Origin of the sequence: Chromohalobacter canadensis (genome assembly GCF_034479555.1) — a bacterium.
Lineage (GTDB): Bacteria > Pseudomonadota > Gammaproteobacteria > Pseudomonadales > Halomonadaceae > Chromohalobacter > Chromohalobacter canadensis.
This window is the reverse complement of sequence record NZ_CP140151.1, coordinates 1,569,028-1,589,091: the sequence shown is the minus strand read 5'-3', so window position 1 is coordinate 1,589,091 and position 20,064 is coordinate 1,569,028. Positions and strand designations below refer to the sequence as shown.

The 20,064-nt window shown below is 60.0% G+C and carries 16 protein-coding genes; 6 read left to right on the top strand and 10 right to left on the bottom strand.

Going from position 1 to position 20,064, the window contains the following annotated elements:
- Positions 1 to 20: 20 nt before the first annotated feature.
- From SR908_RS07565 to trhO, 3 genes are all read right to left on the bottom strand, one after another.
- Positions 21 to 902 carry an ATP-binding protein gene (locus tag SR908_RS07565; protein WP_378075737.1) on the bottom strand — a complete coding sequence of 294 codons (882 nt, stop codon included), beginning with the start codon at positions 900 to 902 and terminating at the stop codon, positions 21 to 23.
- A gap of 48 nt (positions 903 to 950) precedes the next feature.
- Complete coding sequence (locus SR908_RS07560; RefSeq protein ID WP_246924937.1) at positions 951 to 1,985, bottom strand: AlbA family DNA-binding domain-containing protein; 1,035 nt, start codon at positions 1,983 to 1,985, stop codon at positions 951 to 953.
- A gap of 144 nt (positions 1,986 to 2,129) precedes the next feature.
- Positions 2,130 to 3,086, bottom strand: coding sequence for an oxygen-dependent tRNA uridine(34) hydroxylase TrhO (trhO, locus tag SR908_RS07555; protein WP_246924933.1), 957 nt, complete (start codon positions 3,084 to 3,086; stop codon positions 2,130 to 2,132).
- 284 nt (positions 3,087 to 3,370) lie between these two features.
- On the opposite strand from trhO, the gene SR908_RS07550 reads away from it, so the two are divergent.
- On the top strand, positions 3,371 to 5,407 hold the full coding sequence (locus SR908_RS07550) for a TonB-dependent receptor family protein (RefSeq protein ID WP_246924929.1): 2,037 nt from the start codon (positions 3,371 to 3,373) through the stop codon (positions 5,405 to 5,407).
- A 79-nt stretch (positions 5,408 to 5,486) separates the two neighbouring features.
- Entirely contained in the window at positions 5,487 to 5,654 is a 168-nt protein-coding gene (locus tag SR908_RS07545) for a hypothetical protein (protein ID WP_179702984.1), read from the top strand.
- Between the two features lie 145 nt (positions 5,655 to 5,799).
- Here the strand turns inward: SR908_RS07545 and nhaC are convergent, their stop codons facing one another.
- The 5 genes from nhaC to hutI form a co-directional block, all read right to left on the bottom strand.
- Positions 5,800 to 7,242, bottom strand: a complete 1,443-nt coding sequence (gene nhaC, locus SR908_RS07540; RefSeq protein WP_246924926.1) for a Na+/H+ antiporter NhaC — start codon at positions 7,240 to 7,242, stop codon at positions 5,800 to 5,802.
- Positions 7,243 to 7,313: 71 nt separating this feature from the next.
- Entirely contained in the window at positions 7,314 to 8,846 is a 1,533-nt protein-coding gene (gene hutH / locus SR908_RS07535; protein WP_246924923.1) for a histidine ammonia-lyase, read from the bottom strand.
- Complete coding sequence (gene hutU, locus SR908_RS07530) at positions 8,846 to 10,537, bottom strand: urocanate hydratase (protein ID WP_246924904.1); 1,692 nt, start codon at positions 10,535 to 10,537, stop codon at positions 8,846 to 8,848. The genes hutH and hutU overlap by 1 nt, the downstream gene beginning before the upstream one ends.
- Positions 10,538 to 10,615: 78 nt before the next feature.
- Positions 10,616 to 11,584 carry a formimidoylglutamase gene (gene hutG / locus SR908_RS07525; RefSeq protein ID WP_246924901.1) on the bottom strand — a complete coding sequence of 323 codons (969 nt, stop codon included), beginning with the start codon at positions 11,582 to 11,584 and terminating at the stop codon, positions 10,616 to 10,618.
- The gene (gene hutI, locus SR908_RS07520) at positions 11,574 to 12,785 is read right to left on the bottom strand and encodes an imidazolonepropionase (RefSeq protein ID WP_246924898.1); all 1,212 of its coding nucleotides are present in this window, start codon (positions 12,783 to 12,785) and stop codon (positions 11,574 to 11,576) included. The genes hutG and hutI overlap by 11 nt, the downstream gene beginning before the upstream one ends.
- A 235-nt stretch (positions 12,786 to 13,020) precedes the next feature.
- Here hutI and SR908_RS07515 point away from each other — a divergent pair, with 235 nt between their 5' ends.
- Entirely contained in the window at positions 13,021 to 14,367 is a 1,347-nt protein-coding gene (locus SR908_RS07515) for a YjiH family protein (protein WP_246924895.1), read from the top strand.
- Between the two features lie 35 nt (positions 14,368 to 14,402).
- On the opposite strand, the gene hutC is transcribed toward SR908_RS07515, so the two are convergent.
- Both hutC and serA read right to left on the bottom strand, forming a co-directional pair.
- Complete coding sequence (hutC, locus tag SR908_RS07510) at positions 14,403 to 15,119, bottom strand: histidine utilization repressor (protein WP_246924891.1); 717 nt, start codon at positions 15,117 to 15,119, stop codon at positions 14,403 to 14,405.
- A gap of 177 nt (positions 15,120 to 15,296) precedes the next feature.
- Complete coding sequence (serA, locus tag SR908_RS07505) at positions 15,297 to 16,547, bottom strand: phosphoglycerate dehydrogenase (protein ID WP_097021606.1); 1,251 nt, start codon at positions 16,545 to 16,547, stop codon at positions 15,297 to 15,299.
- A 314-nt stretch (positions 16,548 to 16,861) separates the two neighbouring features.
- On the opposite strand from serA, the gene SR908_RS07500 reads away from it, so the two are divergent.
- Genes SR908_RS07500 through SR908_RS07490 form a run of 3 tightly spaced genes read left to right on the top strand, consistent with a single transcriptional unit; the run spans position 16,862 to position 20,064 of the window.
- On the top strand, positions 16,862 to 17,167 hold the full coding sequence (locus tag SR908_RS07500; RefSeq protein WP_097021607.1) for an exodeoxyribonuclease VII small subunit: 306 nt from the start codon (positions 16,862 to 16,864) through the stop codon (positions 17,165 to 17,167).
- Positions 17,154 to 18,047 (top strand): (2E,6E)-farnesyl diphosphate synthase, encoded by an 894-nt coding sequence (ispA, locus tag SR908_RS07495; protein WP_246924887.1) that lies wholly within the window; start codon positions 17,154 to 17,156, stop codon positions 18,045 to 18,047. The genes SR908_RS07500 and ispA overlap by 14 nt, the downstream gene beginning before the upstream one ends.
- Positions 18,048 to 18,066: 19 nt before the next feature.
- A complete protein-coding gene (locus tag SR908_RS07490) occupies positions 18,067 to 20,064 on the top strand; it encodes a 1-deoxy-D-xylulose-5-phosphate synthase (RefSeq protein ID WP_246925083.1) in 1,998 nt (665 codons plus the stop codon).

Here is a 20,064-nt window from a genome sequence, read left to right as displayed (position 1 = left end):
CCTCATTGGTTAGGTCTTGTTTATTCATCCTGCTTTCCGTGATCATGCGTCGAGATATAGGCCTGATCGGGGCGGTTAGGGTCGTTCAGGTAGAGGTAAGACAGTAAGCTTTCTCGGCGAAGCGAGTTAAGGTACTGTTTTTGAAGATATTCTGGGTTGCGTTGCAACAAGAGGGCAAGCTCGCTGACCCGGTATGGTCGAAGAGCACAAAGTGAGACGATCACGTTCCTTATGCGTGATGTATCGCGGGTTCTTTGTCCCAACTCGCTCAACTGCTGGGCCAGAGGCTCTGGCAGCTCTGCCAGAAGCTCTGTCCGCGGTGCGGTAGATAAGCCGTTGGACTCCGGAGATAAGCCGTTGGACTCCAGAGATAAGCCGTTGGACTCCAGAGATAAGCCGTTGGACTCCGGAGATAAGTGGTCAGACTCCGGAGATAAGCGGTCAGACTCCGGAGATAAGCGGTCAGACTCCGGAGGTAAGCCGAAAAGGTCGTCGGTAAGTTCCATTTCATTTGGAAAGCGCTCACCTGGAACGTAATAGGTTGCCGAGCCTTTAGGAATCTGGGTCAGCAGCCCTAGGTCACGCAATCGCACCAAGTGCTGGCTGGCTGTCAGCGTATCGACGCGGCTCTGGGCGCGGTAGTCTGCGTTGGTGATACGGCCGGTTTCGCGAACCAGCAGCAGGGCGCGGCACTCTTCTTCCATAAGCTGTAAATGGCGGAAGTGTTTTAACCACTCGACAGCTTCTTCGTCCAGGAAGTGTACAAACAGCAGGGTGGCCATGAAGCGGTCTTCATGACGCTGAGACTCGAAGACCGGCGGCGTCAGCCCGGCTTGTTCCATATGGCGACGCATGACACGAATGCCGCTGCCTTTGGTTTCTGCATAGCGTGTCTCGTGCAGTACGGCGGCTAGTGTCGGGTTGCGCCAAGCACTACTTGGCTGGCCTAGTTATTCCTCGGGCTTGAGTGAATAGCCTGGGTTATGAATCTCGATACGATTGCTGAAGCGGATAATCTGCACTGGCTCGTGGCGCCGGTAGTTGCGGTGCATCAGCGCATTGACAATGGCCTCGCGAATTACTTTGGCGGGAATTAGCGGCGTATCGCTGCGCTGTTGGCTGCCTTGGGGCAGATGAAAGGCGGTGGGCAAGTCATCCATGACCGTTGCCGCAGCGCGATTGATCAGGCGCGGCAAGGTATCGCGCATATCCAGGGTGGTGAAACGTTGGTCGGGGTCGTCGATCCACTCCTTGCCGGGCACCCGGATATAGTCCACTCGCTGGGCGGGCAATAGGCGTCTGAGTGCAATCCGTCGGCCGAACAGCAAGGTGCCGGCCAGGGTCGGTTTCAGTTCGCCACGCTGGCGCGTGACAGCGCCCAGCGCTTCCAGCAGTTCCTCGTCGGTGTAGTTGAGCTCTTCGGCCAACTCGTTGGCGGCACGCCGGTCACGACGGTAGTCCTCGACGGCGTCAGGGTCGATATCCTCGAGCGTGGCGGCTTCCAGTATCGAGCGATCGAATTCGAGCTGGGCACGCTGCTGATAAAGAATCTCCAGATCATCGCTGTTGCAGCGGTAATCGCCGTTTGGTCCTCGCCGCCAGGCGGCTCTGGGTAGCGCCGACGCCTGGAAATAGATCGGTTTGTCGCCGGGACGCGCTTCTGCCACATAAACGGCAATCACGCGCTTGCCTTCGACCAGTTCGGTGTTGGCCTGTACACGAATAGGCACGTTGAACTTGCTGGCGCAGGCCGAGTGCAAGTCATTCAATAGACGATCGGGATCATCGATGCCCTCGACCTGATAATGGCCTTGGTCGTCACCGGCCACGCCCAGCAGCAGGTAACCCCCATCCAGCCCTGGCTCGTTGGCGAAGGCGCAAGTGGTCTCCAGCATCGACTTGCCCATGGCTCTGCCGCGCTTGGCCTCGATACGCTCGGATTCATCTAGTAAACGCAGCTGTTCGAGCAGTTCGGCGGCGGACATCACGAGGTGGTCTCTTTATGCAAGTCGCGCGAGCGCGTTTTCGACGGTTCAGTGTGCATCGACAAGATCACATGGCCTGCCATTAACGACAAGGCCCCGCAGATAAGGGGCCTTGTCGTGCTGGCTCAATCCTGCTCGGCAGCTCTAGCTGCCGGCCGGCTGACGGCGCGGGTCGCGCCCCAGCGGATGCGGCTCGCCGCGTTGCTTGGCAAGCTCGATCTGACGCTGGCGTTCGCGGGCACTGGCGCGCGTCTTCTCCGGTAGACTGTCCCAGCAATGCGGGCAGCTTACGCCGGGCTCGTATTTCGCGGAGGCCATGTCGGCTTCGGAGATCGGGCGACGGCAGGCGTGGCACTGTTCGAACTCGCCCTCGGCGAGGTCGTGGCGCACGGTCACGCGATTATCGAAAACGAAGCACTCGCCCTGCCAGCGTGACTGTTCCTCGGGCACCTTCTCCAGGTAGCTCAGAATGCCGCCCTTGAGGTGATACACCTCTTCGAAGCCTTCATTGAGCATGAAGCTCGAAGCCTTCTCGCAGCGGATCCCGCCGGTGCAGAACATCGCCACCTTCTTGTGCTGGGCGGGGTCGTAGTGCGCCTTTACGTAGTCGGGAAACTCGCGGAACGTCTTGGTTTGCGGGTCGATGGCGCCCTCGAAGGAGCCGATTTCCACTTCGTACTCGTTGCGCGTGTCGATGACCAGCACTTCCGGGTCGGCGATGACATCGTTCCAATCCTCGGGCTCGACATAGGTGCCGACTGCCTGGTTGGGGTCCACCCCGTCGATGCCGAGGGTGACGATCTCACGCTTGAGCTTGACCTTGGTGCGATAGAACGGATGCGCGTCGCAGTAGGATTCCTTGTGGTCGACCGCGGCCAGGCGCGGGTCGGCGCGCAGCCAGGCGAGCAGCGCGTCGATGCTTTCGCGCGTGCCTGAGACGGTGCCGTTGATGCCCTCAAAGGCGAGCAGCAAGGTGCCTTTCACGTCGTGGGCACGCATCGTCTCGAGCAACGGCTCGCGCAAAGCCTCGTAATCGTCGAGGGTGACGAACTGATAAAGCGCCGCCACCACGATGGCCGGCGTGTCGTGCGGATCGGTCATGTCTGTCTCCTGGTAATCGTCCCCGTAAAGGACGGACCGGGTAAGGCTCGGCAATAGGCCGAGGCGCGCATTTTACGCATTCCAGGATGGGGATGCATCTGCGGCAGGATGCCGCCCCGACGGGGCGTCTCCTCTCCATGACTCCATGACTCCATGACCTGGCGGTATGGCGCGTTAGACATAAGGCTAGCTTGTTCTGGGTGTGATAATATGCTCTACCGCTTAATGAATCCGTCCGCCGGCGACGCCTCGTCATCCGGCAGACCCGACCTGTCGATATTTCCATGACGCATCGTTACCTCAATACCTCCTTGTTGCTGGGCGCCCTGGGCGTTTCCGGTGTTGCCTTCGCCCAATCCTCCTCGCCGGAGGTAATGGAAGTCACGGCACCACGCCTCGATCGCGAGCTGTACACCACCCCCGCTGCGGTGTCCGTGATCGAACATGATGACATCGCCGCAGGGCAACAGCGCGTGCGTCTCGATGAGTCGTTGGTGCGCGTGCCGGGCGTATTTCTGCAAAATCGTGACAACTTCGCCCAGGGCGAGCGCCTGGCGATTCGCGGCTTCGGCGCACGGGCGCCTTTCGGAGTGCGCGGGATCACGGTGATGACCGATGGCATTCCCTATACATTGCCCGATGGTCAGGCACAGCTCGATGCCATCGATCTCGACAGCGCCGAGCGCATTGAGGTTATTCGCGGTCCGTCGTCGGTGCTTTACGGCAACGCGGCCGGGGGCGTTCTCAGTGTGACTACGGCCGATGGCCGCGATGATCAGAAGACGCGCCTGGGCGCCGAGATCGGCAGCGACGGCTACCAGAAATATCGCTTCAGTGATGGCGGCGTGAATGGGCCCTGGTCGCATCATGTGAGTGTGTCGGCGCTGAATTTCGACGGTTATCGCGATCAGAGTCAGGTCGAGAAGTACCACCTCAACGCCAAGATACGTCGCGAGCTGGGCAACGACCGGGCACTGACGGCCATCGTCAACTTGCTGGACAATCCGCGCTCAGAGGACCCGGGCGGGCTGACACGCGAGCAGGTCAACGAAGATCGCGACCAGGCTGGTGACTTCACTGAGGAATACGATACTGGCCAGAACGTCGACCAGCAGGTACTGGGGCTGCAGTACGAGGATCTTTCTGCGGGGCCGGGCGAGTTGTACGTCAAGGGCTTCTATCTGCAGCGCGACTTCGAGCAACAACTGCCCTATCCCGGCGACAGTCTTCTTGGCTACAAGCGCGATTACTACGGTGGGAGCGCCGAGTATCACCAGGATCTGACCCTCGGCGAGCTGCCGCTGCGCTATGTGGTCGGTGTCGATGTGGCGCATCAAGAAGACGATCGCTGGCGGCGTGACGTCGAGTTCGACGGTACAGTCAGCGGTGAAGCCGCCGACGAGACTCAGGAGGCGACCTCTGTAGGGATTTTCGCCCAGGGCGATCTGGATCTCACCGACAAGTTGACGCTATCGCTGGGGACTCGTTACGACCGCGTCGATTTCGACATTGACGATGACTTCGACAGCGATGGCGACCAGAGCGGCGATCGTACCTTCCGTGAGTGGAGCGGCTCGGCCGGCTTGAGCTACCGTTACCTGCCGACACATCAGATTTATGCCAATACCGGTACGTCTTTTGAAACACCCACGTTTTCTGAATTCGCCAACCCTAGCGGCGTGGGTGGTTTCAACCCGGCCATCGAGCCACAGCAAGCTTGGAATCGTGAAATCGGGCTGCGGGGCAATTTCAACAATGGCGTAGATTACGATCTGGCGCTTTTCTCGGTGCGGGTGCGTGACGAACTGGTGCCTTACAACGAGAATGGGCGAGACTTTTACCGCAACGCCGGTGACTCCTCGCGTGATGGCGTCGAGCTGGCGCTGGGCTGGCAGATGACGCCGAGCTGGCGTCTCGATAGTGCCTTGACGCTGGCCAAGTACGAGTTCGACGAGTACGACACCCAGGATGGCAACTACGGCGGTAATCGCATCCCCGGCTTGCCGGAACAGACTTGGATGAACCAACTCTCCTGGCAGGGTCTCGACGAGCGCTTCGCGACGCTCGAGACGCAGTATATCGGCGACATGGTGGCGGATGACGCCAACGACGTGGAGGTCGATGATTACTGGTTGGTCAATCTACGCGTCGGTGATGGCTGGCACCTGGGCGGCGATACCTTGCTCAAGGGCTACGTTGGCATGCGCAATCTCTTCGACCGCGAGCATTTCGCCAATGTGCGAATCAATGCCAACAACGACCGCTATTTCGAGTCGGCCTCGGGGCGGACCGTCTACGCTGGTATGGAAGTCGCGTTCTAAACGCGTCGCGTCATTCGCTCACTGGTGCGTAGCCTCGGCTAGTGGGCTCGGGATCGATCAGCGATAAAAGAGGGAGCGTATGCGTTATCTATTTGCGGTGGTGGGAACCGCGCTGCTGCTGGCGGGACTCGCCGGCTGCACGGTCAATACCTATGACGATGGCCATCGTGAGGTCAAGAAGGGAGTGCCTCAGAGCGGGCCGACCAGCAATCCGGCGGATGCGTCGCGTTCCAACGAGACGCCGTAAGGCCGCGATAGGGAAGTCGCTGAAACTAGCAGGCCACAAACGCAACACGGCCCCTCAAATGAGGGGCCGTGTTGCGTTGGGGCAGGGCGTGCGCCGTGCCGTCTGGCAGGTGCAGGGATATTTGCACGGCCGGTGCTCTTTTTCACTAGCGTTTATAGCTTAAAGAGGGATCGTTAGTTTCTTGTGTGTAGGCTGAGTTATCCGTTTCAGATACCTTTTGGTAGACAATCTTGAAGCCAGCCAACGCCATGGCGATGGAGATGATCGGCACGCTGTAGTTCAGCACGGCGTAAGGAGCGTATGACCAGGCGCTTATACCCAGTGCGCTATAAACGAAGATGGCATCGGTGCTCCATGGCACCAAGGGTGAGGTGATCGTGCCGCCGTCTTCCAAGGCGCGGGAAAGATTCTTGGGATGCAGCTTTTTGTCGCGGAAGGACTGAGCGTACATTCTTCCTGGAATAATGATGGAAATGTACTGTTCGGCGGTGACCACGTTGGTCAAAAAAGATGAGCCGACGGTAATGGCACACAACGACCTGCCGCTTCTTGCCAGTCTCACGACTTTGCCTACCAGCGCGCTTAGCATTCCGGTACTTTCCATGATGCCGCCAAATATCATCGCGATCATCGCTAGTGACACGGTATACATCATGGATTCCAGGCCACCTTGACTCAGTAGGCTGTCGACAGTTTCGTTACCTGTATCCGATACATAGCCGCCCTGCAGAACGGAAAATAGCGTTTTCATGTCGCCGCCTTGAACCCAAAGATAGGAAAGGCTGCCCAGCACGATACCGATAAGTAGAGTCGGAATGGCTGGCACCTTGCTGGTTGCCAATACCGGAATCAACAAAGGAATGATGAACAGCCAAGGAGAGATGATGTAATTCGCCTGGAGACTATTCACGACAGTGCCGATCGATTGGGATAGTTCATTAGCGTCAGTGGAATGGGCCATGAACATGAACACGATCAAGGCGATGACAAGCCCGGGGATGGTGGTATAAAGCATGTGGCGGATGTGCGCGAAGATATTCGCGCCCGCGATGCCTGAGGCAAGAATTGTTGTGTCGGACAGCGGTGACATCTTGTCGCCGAAAAATGCGCCGGAAACGACCGCCCCGGCAATGGCCGCCGGTGGCAGTCCCATGCTGGTACCGGCTGCCATACCCGCCACGCCCAGGGTGCCGATGGTTGACCAGGAGCTACCCATCATCAGCGTACTGAATGCGCAGATCAGCAGCAGGGCGGGTAGGAAATAGTCGGGTGACAAGAACTCCAGACCGTAATAGGTCATCGCGCCGACAACGCCGCCAGCGACCCAGGAACTGATCAACAGCCCCACCAGTATCAGGATAACGACGGCGGGTAGCACTTTCTTAATGCCATCGTAGATATAGCTTTCAAGTGCCTCCCATGAATACCCATTGAACCAGGCGACGATGCCCGCCGTCACGGCGCCGATCAAGAGAGGAATGTGTGGACTGCCCTCGAAAATCATAATGGTCGTCATCATCGTGACGATCATCACGATGAAAGGCAGCATGGCGGCAAAAAAAGGAATGTCTTGTGATTGTTTGGACATGATGTTCCTTCATTGTAAGGATGGTTTTAGATAACTCAGACCCGCGATACGTGAGTATCGCGGGTGATCTGTCAGTAGCTGGGCAGCAGATTGTCTGGCACTAGCTTGCTGAGTGTACGCGTGAGCAGTAGCTCGGTAGTTGCCTCGATGTCCGGGGCGAAGAAACGGTCCTTGTCGTAGTAATCCACACGCTCACGCAATGCGCTGCGGGCTTTCTCCAGAGGGATGGTGGTGGTGAGATCGTCGCGGAAGTCGAGTCCCTGACAAGCGGCCAGCCACTCGATGGCCACGGTGCCACGCACATTGGCGGCCATCTCCCAAAGGCGTTTACCGGCGGCAGGCGCCATAGATACATGGTCTTCCTGGTTGGCGGATGTCGGCAGACTGTCGACGCTGTGCGGATGGGCCAGGGCCTTGTTTTCGCTGGCCAGCGCTGCGGCAGTGACTTGGGCGATCATGAAGCCAGAGTTGACGCCGCCTTTCTCTACCAGGAAGGGGGGCAGTTGAGACATGTTCTTGTCCATCATCAGCGAGATGCGCCGCTCGGTGAGCGAGCCGATCTCGGCGATGGCCAGCGCCAAGTTGTCGGCGGCCATGGCCACCGGTTCAGCATGGAAGTTGCCGCCGGAGATGATGTCGCCTTCCGCAGCGAATACTAGGGGGTTATCGGAGACGGCATTGGCTTCGACTTCCAAGATTTCGGCGACTTGGCGCATCTGGCGCAGGCAGGCACCCATCACCTGCGGTTGGCAGCGTAACGAGTAGGGATCTTGTACCTTGCCGCAATCAACATGGGAGTCACTGACCCCGCTACGCTCACCCAGCAGGTGGCGATAGGCACTAGCGGCATCGATTTGACCCTGCTGGCCACGAACGTCGTGAATGCGAGCATCGAAGGGCGCGCGTGAACTGAGCGTCGCTTCGACGGTGAGGGCACCACAGACAGTTGCGGCTGCATACAGGTCCTCGGCCTCGAACAATCCACGCAGAGTATAGGCGGTGGAGACCTGAGTGCCGTTGAGCAGTGCGAGCCCTTCTTTGGGCGCTAGTGCCAATGGCTCTAGACCGGCGATGGCTAGCGCCTGGTGTGCAGGCAACCACTCACCCCGATAGCGGGCCTGACCCTCACCCAGCAGCAGGGCACTCATGTGAGCCAACGGGGCCAAATCGCCGGAGGCCCCCACCGAGCCTTTGAGCGGGATACGTGGGTAGATTTCCGCATTAATCAATGTGGTCAGGGCATCCAGCACCTGGCGACGAATACCTGAGAAGCCTCGTGCCAGAGCATTGACCTTGAGCACCATGACTAGCCGCACCAAAGAGTCGTCCATAGGTTCGCCGACGCCGGTAGCATGCGATAGCACCAGTGAGCGCTGTAAGTCTTCGAGATGGTCCTTTTCGATGCGGGTCTGGGCCAGCAGGCCAAAACCGGTATTGATGCCATAGACGGTACGATCTTCCGCCAGCACCTGGTTGACGCAATCCACGCCGTGCTGGATGGCTGCGTTGGCGCTATCCGGCAGGCTGACCTGGATCGGGGCTTCAAACACCCGGCGCATTTGTGCCAAGGTCATCTTTCCTGGGGAAATCTCGAGATGGCTCATCACTTGCTCTCCTGTGCGTCGATCATCGGCAGATCAAGGCTGTTTTCGCGAGCGCTTTCTTTAGCGATCTCGTAACCGGCATCGGCATGGCGCATCACCCCGGTGCCGGGGTCGTTGCGCAGCACCCGGCCCAGACGCGCGTGCGCGTCATCCGTGCCATCGGCGACGATCACGACTCCGGCGTGCTGGGAGTAACCCATACCTACGCCACCACCGTGATGCAGTGAGACCCAGGTGGCTCCGCCGGCGGTATTCAGCAGGGCGTTGAGCAGCGGCCAATCTGAGACCGCGTCCGAGCCGTCCAGCATGGATTCGGTCTCGCGGTTGGGGCTGGCGACCGAGCCGGAATCCAGGTGATCGCGGCCGATGACAACCGGTGCCTTGAGCTCGCCATTCTTGACCATCTCGTTGAATGCCTGACCGAGGCGGGCGCGATCCTTGAGGCCAATCCAGCAGATCCGTGCCGGCAGGCCTTGGAAGCTGATGCGTTCGCGAGCCATGTCGAGCCAGTTATGCAAGTGTGGATCGTCGGGGATCAGCTCCTTGACCTTGGCGTCGGTCTTGTAGATATCTTCCGGATCGCCGGACAACGCCGCCCAGCGAAACGGCCCGATGCCCTGACAGAACAGCGGGCGAATATAGGCCGGCACGAAGCCGGGGAAATCGAAGGCTCTCGTCACGCCTTCATCTTGGGCCATCTGGCGAATGTTATTGCCGTAGTCGAAGGTCGGAACGCCCATTGCCTGGAAGTCGAGCATGGCCTGGACATGCAACGCCATGGACTGCTTGGCAGCCTTGACCACTGCCTCGGATTCGCTCTTGCCGCGAGCCGCATAGTCGTCCCAGGTCCAGCCGGCGGGTAGGTAGCCATGCAGTGGGTCGTGAGCACTGGTCTGGTCGGTGACCATGTCCGGACGCACGCCACGCTTAACCAGTTCCGGGAGCACCTCGGCGGCGTTGGCGCACAGGCCGATAGAGACCGCCTGACCTGCCTGGGTGTACTTTTCGAGTCGCGCCAGGGCGTCGTCGAGATCCTCGGCTTGTTCATCGAGATAGCGCGTACGCAAGCGAAAATCGATGCGTGATTGTTGGCACTCGATGTTCAGCGAGCAGGCGCCGGCCATACTTGCGGCCAGCGGCTGCGCGCCACCCATGCCACCAAGGCCAGCGGTGAGGATCCAACGTCCCTTGAGATCACCGTCATAGTGCTGTCGACCGGCCTCGACGAAGGTCTCATAGGTGCCCTGGACGATGCCCTGTGAGGCAATGTAGATCCACGAGCCAGCGGTCATCTGGCCGTACATCATCAGTCCTTTCCTATCCAGCTCGTTGAAGTGCTCCCAGTTGGCCCAGGCCGGCACCAGATTGGAGTTGGCGATCAGTACCCGCGGGGCATCCTTGTGGGTCTCGAACACGCCTACTGGTTTACCGGACTGGATCAGCAACGTTTGATGATCTTCCAGGCGCTGGAGTGTCTCGACGATCTTGTCGTAGCACGCCCAGTCGCGGGCGGCGCGGCCGATGCCGCCGTAGACGACCAGATCCTCGGGGCATTCGGCGACATCCGGGTGAAGGTTGTTCATCAACATGCGCATTGGCGCTTCGGTCAGCCAGCTCTTGCACGAGAGCTCGGTGCCATTGGGGGCGGCGATCTGGCGGCTGGGGTCGTGACGCTTGTCGGTGTTGGACATGCTTGTGGTCTCTTGGGGTTTTTTAGCAAACATTAGGGCTGGTTGAGACAAATCGGCGGCTGGGAGGCCATGATTCGATCAGCCGGTCAGAGTCAATTGATGGACGAGACGCGCCGCGATCTTGGCGGTGCGATCGTCGATGTCGTAATCGGGATTGAGCTCGGCGATATCGGCGAGCCGTAGCTTGCCGCTATCGCGAATAATCTCGATCAGCGGCTCCAGCAGCGCCAGTGACACGCCTCGCGCGGCCGGCGCGCTGACTCCTGGCGCCTCGGCAGCGGGCAGCGCATCGAGGTCGATGGTCAAATAGAGGTGCTCGCAGCGAGCAATGAAGCGCTTGATGTCACGCACGATAGCGTCTAGCCGTGCTGTGGTGACTTCGCGGTCCTCACGCACCAGCACGCCGAGCGTCTTGGCACGCTGGAACAGTGCGCGAGTGTTGCTTGCGCGGCTGACGCCAAGGCAGGCATAGCGGAACGACCAGCCACGTGCCTCGCACTGATCAAAAATCTGGGCGAAGGGCGTGCCGGACGAGCGTACGTGAGCGGGATCGCGCAGGTCGAAATGTGCGTCGAGATTGATGATGCCGATCTTGGGTGCCTGTCTGCATTGCGCTTCCAAGTGTTTGGCGAGGCCCTGCCAACTGCCATAGGCCACTTCATGACCACCACCCAACACGACAGGCAACTGCCCGGCATCGAGGAGGCTGGCGACACCTTCCGCGAGGCACTGCTGAGCCTGTTCCAGTGCATCGCCTTCGCAAGTGACGGTGCCAGCATCATAAACCGGCCTCTTGCGGTGCCAGGCGAGATTGGCCAGTGCCCGGCGGATCGCCCAAGGCCCGCCGGAGGCGCCCGAGCGGCCGTGGTTGCGCTTGACACCGGCATCCGAGGCAAAGCCCAGCAGGGCGGCGCCGTGCGTCGCGTCTGTTTGCCAGGGTCGCACGCATTGGTGCCAGCGTAGGCTGTCCGGCTCGGGATCGACACGACCCTGCCAAATCGACATGTCGATATCGCCCGTATCGTGAGTTTCGCGATCAGTGCTCATGAGTGATCACTCCCTGGAAGACCCGTTGACGCAGCCGGCCGGGCTGCACGGCATAGGCGAGCTCCGCTGGACGCTGAATATCCCAAACGCAGAGGTCGGCGAGAGCGCCTACCTCGAGCCGCCCGAACTGTTTGGATCCGAGTGCCTGGGCGCCGTGCGCGGTCATGCCCGCCAGCGCTTCACGCGGCGTCAGGCGGAACAGCGTGCAGGCCAGATTGAGCATCAGAGTTGGCTGGAACAGCGGCGAGCTGCCCGGATTGGCGTCGGTGGCGACGGCCATTGGTATCCCGGCTTCGCGTAGCGCCTCGATGGGCGGCTTTTGCGTCTCGCGCAGCGTGTGAAACGCCCCAGGCAGGATCACCGCCACGCTATCGGCATCGGCCATGGCCGTGATACCGGCCTCGTCAAGATACTCGATATGATCCGCCGATAGCGCACCATGTCGCGCAGCCATCGCCGTGCCGCCCAGATTGGAAAGTTGCTCGGCGTGCGCCTTGATCGGCAGGCCATGTGCCTCGGCAGTCTGGAAGACGCGCTCGCATTGCGTGACGGAAAAAGCGATTTTTTCGCAGAATACGTCGACGGCGTCGGCGAGCCCCTCGGCCACTGCGGCGGGGATCATCTCGTCACAAACCAGATCGATGTAAGCATCGCTGGTGTCCTGATATTCCGGTGGCAGGGCGTGGGCGCCGAGCAGGGTGGTCACCACCCGCACCGGAAGCCGCTCACCGAGGCGCCGGGCGACGCGCAGCATCTTAAGTTCGTCGGCGACGTTCAGACCATAGCCGGACTTGATCTCGACAGTGGTTGCGCCGTCGTCGATCAGAGCCTGAAGTCGGGGCAGGGCAAGCTCGAGAAGTTCACTCTCACCGGCTTCGCGGGTGGCACGCACGGTGCTGAGGATGCCGCCGCCGGCCTTGGCGATCTCCGCGTAGCTGGCGCCTTCCAAACGCCGCTCGAATTCGTCGGCGCGGTTGCCGCCGAACACCAGGTGGGTATGACAATCCACGAGCCCGGGTGTCATCACTCCGCCCTGACCAGCGTCATGGGCATCCTGGAAAAGGGACGCATCGAATTCGTGCATTGGGCACAGCGTCTCGATGCGATCACCACGGGTGATCACCGCCATGGGCTCGGGCAATTCCTGCATCCCATCGAATACCGTCATGTCTCGCCATAGCTGCCGTGGTGTCTCCGCCATGTAGGGCTCCATAAAGAATTCCGTCTTGAATTGTATATACAAATAACGAGGCATATCGTCGCCGTCAAGTCGAACCTGGATCGATGCCGGTTCAATCGTATTGAAGCGGCTATATATGGGGGTTGCGTCGGGGTTAGACATTAGTCGAGATGCGAGATGCGGCGCAAGACAACAGGCGGAAGGTTTATTATTGTATATACAAATATCAAGTCACAATAAGAAACAAGGGGACTTCATGTCACACCGAGACAAGACACAAGATGCGAGTGGGGGTCAGGAGCAGAGGTATTCGCTGAAGATCGCGTTATACCTGTTCATTCCTAGCTTGCTAGGCATTCTGATTTTTTTCGTACCTGTGACGCTGGCGGGACGGACCACCATTCCACTCGATCATATGGTAACGGGAGCGCGATACCTGCTGGGACCGTTGGACGGTTGGTATGCCTTGGCACTGATCGTCGCCGGGGCGATATACCCGTTGGCGACCGGGCGCTGGCGGCGTAGTGTCACCGAGCGGATCTTCACCGTGCTCAAGCTATTGGGTGTCGTGGCGGCGGCTATGGCGCTCAGCGGTTGGGGGCCGGCGTTACTGCATACCCCGGACATGCTGCCGTTTCTGTTCGGCAAGCTGGTGATTCCGGTGGGGCTGATCGTGCCGATCGGCGCCATTTTCCTGTCGCTACTGATCGGCTATGGTCTGCTCGAACTGATTGGCATCCTGCTGCAGCCGGTTATGCGCCCTGTCTGGCGTACGCCGGGCAAGTCGGCGATCGATGCCGTGGCGTCATTCGTCGGTAGTTACTCGATTGGATTGTTGATCACCAACCGTGTCTACCAGTCGGGAGAGTATTCGTCGCGCGAGGCAGCGATTATCGCGACCGGTTTTTCAACGGTATCGGCGACTTTCATGATCATCGTAGCCAAGACGCTGGATCTCATGACAGTGTGGAATCTGTACTTTTGGCTGGCGCTGCTGATCACCTTCGTGGTGACCGCGATTACCGTGCGCTTGCCGCCGTTAGCGAACATGGACAATGAAAAGTCGGGTGATGAGCCTAAGATAGCTCGCGGGCGTCGTTTGGCCACCGCTTGGCATACTGGGCTCGATGTGGCCGCCAAGGCGCCGAGCCTGACGCATAGTGTGGCGCTCAACTTCAAGGAAGGGTTGCTGATGGCGATCAGTATCTTACCGTCGATCATGTCGGTAGGATTGATAGGCCTGTTGCTGGCCAAGTATACGCCGTTGTTCGATTGGTTGGGCTTGGTGTTCTATCCGGTGACAGCCCTATGGGGGCTCGATGAGGCGATGGCACTAGCCCAAGCCGCTTCGACGGGGCTTGCGGAAATGTTCCTGCCGGCCTTATTGATGGGCGATGCTGCCTTCGTCGCGCGTTTCGCCACGGGTGTGGTATCGGTGTCGTCGGTGTTGTTCTTCTCTGCTTCGATTCCTTGCATTCTTTCCACCACGATCCCGATTAGTATTGGACGGATTGTGGTGATCTGGTTTCTGAGAGTGGTTTTGAGTTTGCTGCTGGCGGTCCCGGCAGGTTATGCCGTGCAGACATTGACTGCTATTGGATGATGGCAAAAAAATATATTGTCTGTAGCTGTGCTCTTTCAGGGAGTATTTCGATGCACTGAGGAGCGCAGCTTGTAACGTTCACCGGGATGTATCAGTCGTGCATAACTTATTAAGTGATCTCCAGACCATGTGCGGCGTGTCATGCACAAACAGGGGCGTGCAGTATCGATCTCAAGATGGGTAGCCGTTTGCTTATCGACCAGTATGGCTTCAACGATATGCTCGACATCGTTGATGGGGCAGGCGGTCACTAGTACTTCATTGGGTGTATGTAGCGTGAAGTCAGTACTAAGATAATCTGGTACCCAGCGTGGATTGACGAAGCGATCTTCCAGCTGAATAGGAGTGCCATTTTCTCGATGTACTATTAACGTGTGGAAGACTTGGGTGCCGAGTCGTACGCCCAAGCGCAATGCTACCTCGTCATCAGCCTCCATGACGTCGCTCGATAATACGTTGCAGCTATACAAGTGGCCGCGTTCCCTAACCTCTTCAGCGATATTGTGGACTTCGACGAGGGAAGATTCTGATTTCAGGTCGGTGACGAAAGTTCCTAGTCCTGGCTGCCGGGACAGGTAGCCTTGCTGTACGAGGTCGCGGATCGCTTTATTTGCTGTCATTCGGCTAACGTTAAAATTCTTGGCCAGCTGTTCTTCAGGGGGGATCTGGTGATGAGCTTTCCAAGTGCCATTTTGTATGTTTTCTAGTAAATGTTGCTGTATTTTTAAATAAAGTGGCTGTGCGCGGCCCATAGTTAGAGTGTCCCTTTTAGTATACGATAACGGGTTTTAAGTTATATGGATAAAGACATTTTGGTTATTAAGCGCCAAGACCCAAACCATGGGGAAGCATGTTGAATCCTATGCTAGCGTATAATTACAAAAGCCCCTCCTTGGAGGGGCCGTTTTGCGTTGGGCGGTCAGCGTGCCTCAAGCTTCGAAGTTGCTCTCGGAATAGAGCACGCGCAGGCGCAAGGTGTGGTTGACGCGCTTGAGCGCTTCCAGCGCCTTGGGACCGTAGGCCTTGTCGACATCGATGACCACGTAGCCGACGCCGCTGTTGGTCTGCAGGTATTGCGCCGAGATGTTGATGCCCTCGTCGCCGAGTACCTTGTTGATCTCGGACATGACGCCCGGCACGTTCTCGTGAATGTGCAACAGGCGGTGTTTGTCCGGATGGGCGGGCAGCGCGACTTCGGGGAAGTTGACCGAGGTAATGGTGGTGCCGTTGTCGGAATAAGTGATCAGCTTCTCGGAGACCTCGATGCCGATGTTTTCCTGGGCTTCCAAGGTCGAGCCGCCGATATGCGGCGTGAGGATAACGTTGTCCTTGCCGCGCAACGGCGAGACGAACTCATCGTTGCTGCCCTTGGGTTCGACGGGAAAGACGTCGATAGCCGCGCCGAGCAGCTTGCCGCTCTCGAGTACGTCGGCCAGCGCCTCGATATCCACCACGGTGCCGCGCGAGGCGTTGATGAAGATGGCGCTCTGCTTCATCAGCGCCAGCTGGTCGCGACCGATCATCCAGCGTGTGGAGGGTACGTCAGGCACGTGTAGGCTGACGATGTCGGCACGCGCTAGCAGCTCCTCGAGCGAGCCCACCTGGCGGGCATTGCCCATGGCCAGTTTGGTGATCACATCGTAATAGAGGACATCGAAGCCGAGCGATTCGGCGAGCACCGAGAGCTGGGCGCCGATGCTGCCATAACCGATGATCCCCAGTGTCTTGCCGCGCGCTTCATGGGAATTCTTGGCCGACTTCAACCAGCCGCCCTGATGGGCGCGGGTGGATTTCTCAGGGATGCCGCGCAGCAGCATGATGGCTTCGGCGAGCACCAACTCGGCCACCGAGCGGGTATTGGAATACGGCGCGTTGAAGACCGGAATACCGCGCTCGAGCGCTGCGTTGAGGTCGACCTGGTTGGTGCCGATGCAGAAACAACCCACGGCGGTGAGCCGCTCGGCGGCGGCGAACACGCGCTCGGTGAGCTGCGTGCGCGAGCGCAGGCCGATGAAGTGAACGTCGCGGATCTTCTCGACCAGCTCGTCCTCGGACAAGGAAGTGGAGAGCGTTTCGATGTTGGTGTAACCGGCATTCAGGAGGTTGTCCACGGCGGACTGATGAATGCCCTCGAGCAGCAGAATCTTGATCTTGCTCTTGTCCAGAGACGTCTTGGCCATTGTCGGTTCAACCCTTTCGTCGACTGATGCGACGTTTATCTATCGGTATGGTGGTGGCCTGTCCAAGCGGGCGATCCGAGGCCCCGAGGCAAGAAAAGGGGGAGGAGGCCGCCCAGCGACAGGGCCCATATCGTAGCACAGGCGCCCTGTTTGAGGATGAATTCGCTGCACCTTGCGCATGAACGCGTTTGCATCGGCAATGCTTGCGGCCACGCCGGGGCAGACGCGTCCCCGGGGCTTGGGTGTATACTGTGGGGCCAACTCTTGGCAAGCCGGGCCGTGGCATCGGTCCGCACGGATGAGCGAGAAACGCCATGGTGGAAAAGGATGCATCGGTTGGCGATGGCGCCCAGCCCGACGAAGCGGATGTTCAGGACGCTACCCCGGAGGATTTCGCGGCAACGTTGACACGCCTGGAATCCCTGGTGGCTCAACTGGAGTCGGGTGAGCTGTCTCTGGAAGCGTCATTAGTGGCGTTCGAGCGCGGTGTGCACCTGACCCGCGATGCCCAGCAACGCCTGGAAAACGCCGAGTTGCGCGTCAAGGCGTTGCTGGAGCAGCCCGATGGGAGCTTCCATGAGACGCCCTTCGATGCAGGGGAGGTCGATGGTGAGCGTTGAACCCCTGGCCGAGCGTGACATTATCACTACGGCGCGGGCGCGTACCGAGCACGTGCTGGCGCGGGTCTTCGAGCGCACGACGCCGGTCGCCGGCGAGCTCGATGCCGCCATGCGCTATGGCGTACTGGGCGGCGGCAAGCGCCTGCGCCCGGTGCTGGTGTATGCCGCTGGCCGCGCACTAGGCGCTGAGGACACCGCACTGGATGCCCCCGCTGCCGCTATCGAGCTGATCCACGCTTATTCGCTGATCCACGATGACTTGCCTGCCATGGACGACGACGACATGCGTCGTGGACGTCCTACCGTGCATCGTGTCTATAACGAGGCGATGGCCATCCTGACCGGTGACGCATTGCAAACGTTGGCTTTCGAGGTGCTCGCCGAGGCGCGCTCGCCACGTCTGGGGGCCATGGTGGGCGTGCTCGCTCACGCTTCGGGACGTGACGGCATGGCCGCCGGTCAGGCGCTGGATTTGTGCGCGGTGGGCGGCCAGCTGGATGTCGATGCCCTGGCGACCATGCATCGTTACAAGACCGGTGCGCTGATTCGTGCTGCCGTGCGGCTCGGCGCTCTGGCGGCCGTCGATGAAGATGACCCCCGTGTGGCGGCGCTGGATGCTTACGCTGCCGCCATCGGCTTGGCGTTCCAGATTCAGGATGACATCCTCGATGTCGCTGGCGACGCCGCGACCCTGGGCAAGGCCACCGGCGCTGACGCGGCGCGTGCCAAACCCACTTATCCGGCTTTGCTCGGCCTGGAAGGCGCCCGTGCCAAGGCGCACGGCCTGCTCGACGAGGCGCTGGACGCCTTGGCTCCCCTGGGCGAGCGAGCTTTTCCTCTGGCCGACTTGGCCCGCCATATGATCGACCGCGATCACTGATCGGTTGTAAATGACGCTTATGAAGCTGTTCGATGAGATTCCTGCCGAACGTCCGGCCACGCCGTTGCTCGACTCGCTCGAGTCCCCGGCGGCGTTACATGATTTCAATGCGGCGCAGCTGCGAGAACTGGCCGACGAGCTGCGTGCTTACCTGCTCTATAGTGTCGGCTGTACTGGCGGCCACTTCGGCGCGGGGCTGGGTGTGGTTGAGTTGACCGTCGCCTTGCACCATATTCTCGACACACCGTATGACCGCCTTGTCTGGGATGTCGGCCATCAAGCCTACCCGCACAAGATCCTCACCGGGCGTCGTGAGCAGATGTCGACTATCCGCCAGTTCGGCGGACTGGCGGCGTTTCCCAAGCGGGATGAGTCGCCCTACGACACCTTTGGTGTCGGCCATTCGAGCACCTCGATCTCGGCGGCGCTGGGCATGGCGCTGGCGGCGCGAACCAAGGGCGAGAAGCGCCGCGTCTGCGCGGTGATCGGCGACGGCGCCTTGAGCGCCGGCATGTCGTTCGAAGCGCTGGCGCATGCCGGGCATGTCGATGCCAATATGTTGGTGATTCTCAACGACAATGAGATGTCGATTTCCGAGAACGTCGGCGGTATGGCCAGTTATCTGGCACGCATCCTGGTCAGCAAGCCGTATACGGTGATGCGCGAGAACAGCAAGCGCGTGCTTTCGCATCTACCGGGCGCGCTGGAATTGGCGCGCCGCACCGAAGAGCACGTCAAGGGCATGGTCAGCCCGGCGACCTTGTTCGAGGAGATGGGCTTCAATTACATCGGTCCCATCGACGGCCACGACTTGCCGACCCTGGTGCAGGCGCTCGGCAGCATGACGAACCTCGAAGGGCCGCAGTTCCTGCATATCAAGACCTGCAAGGGGCGTGGTTTTCGCCCTGCCGAGGCTGACCCCATTGGCTACCATGCCATTACCAAGCTCGAGAAAACCGCCAGCGAGCCGCCGCCCAAGAAAGAGCCACGCTCGCCCAACGCGGCCATGGCTGAGCCTGAAGCCAAGCCCCAGTCCAAGCCCAAGGCCAAGCCACGCAGCGAAGATGTCATGCGCCCGACCCCGCGCAAATATTGCAATGTCTTCGGCGAGTGGCTCTGCGACATGGCGGCCGCGGATACGCGCTTGATCGGCATCACGCCAGCCATGCGCGAAGGTTCCGACCTGATTCGCTTCTCGCGCGAGTATCCCGAGCGTTACTACGACGTGGCGATCGCCGAGCAGCACGCGGTGACACTGGCGGCGGGCATGGCGTGCGAAGGCATGAAACCCGTGGTGGCGATCTATTCGACCTTCCTGCAGCGCGGCTATGATCAGTTGATCCATGACGTGGCGGTGCAGGCGCTCGACGTCACCTTCGCTATCGACCGCGCAGGCGTGGTCGGCGAAGACGGCCCCACGCACCATGGGGCGCTGGATCTCGCTTATCTGCGCTGCATCCCGGGCATGGTGGTGCTGGCGCCTGCCGATGAAGCCGAGTGCCGGGCCATGCTGAGTGCCGCCTATCATCACGAAGGACCGGCGGCGGTGCGCTATCCGCGCGGTACCGGGCCGGGTGCGACGCTTGCGCCCGGTCTCGAGGCACTGCCCATCGGCGAGGCCGAGACGCGGCGTACCGGCGCGCAGGACGGTGTGGCGCTGCTGGCGTTCGGCAGCATGAACGGTCCCGCCGCCGAGGTTGCCGAACGCCTAGATGCCACGCACCTCAATATGCGCAGCGTGAAACCGCTGGATCGTGACGCGATACTGGCGGCAGCGCGCCGACATCGGCTGCTGGTAACGCTCGAGGAGAATGTCGTCGCCGGAGGAGCGGGGAGCGGCGTCAATGAACTCTTGGCTGCCGAGGGTGTCCAGGTCGAGGTACTGAATCTTGGCCTGCCGGATGCCTTCGTCGAGCATGGCAAGCCCGCCGAATTGCTGACGGCGTGCGGTCTCGACGCCGAGGGCATCGAGGCCGCGGTGCGCCAGCGCTGGGGTGCGCCACACCACAATGACTAA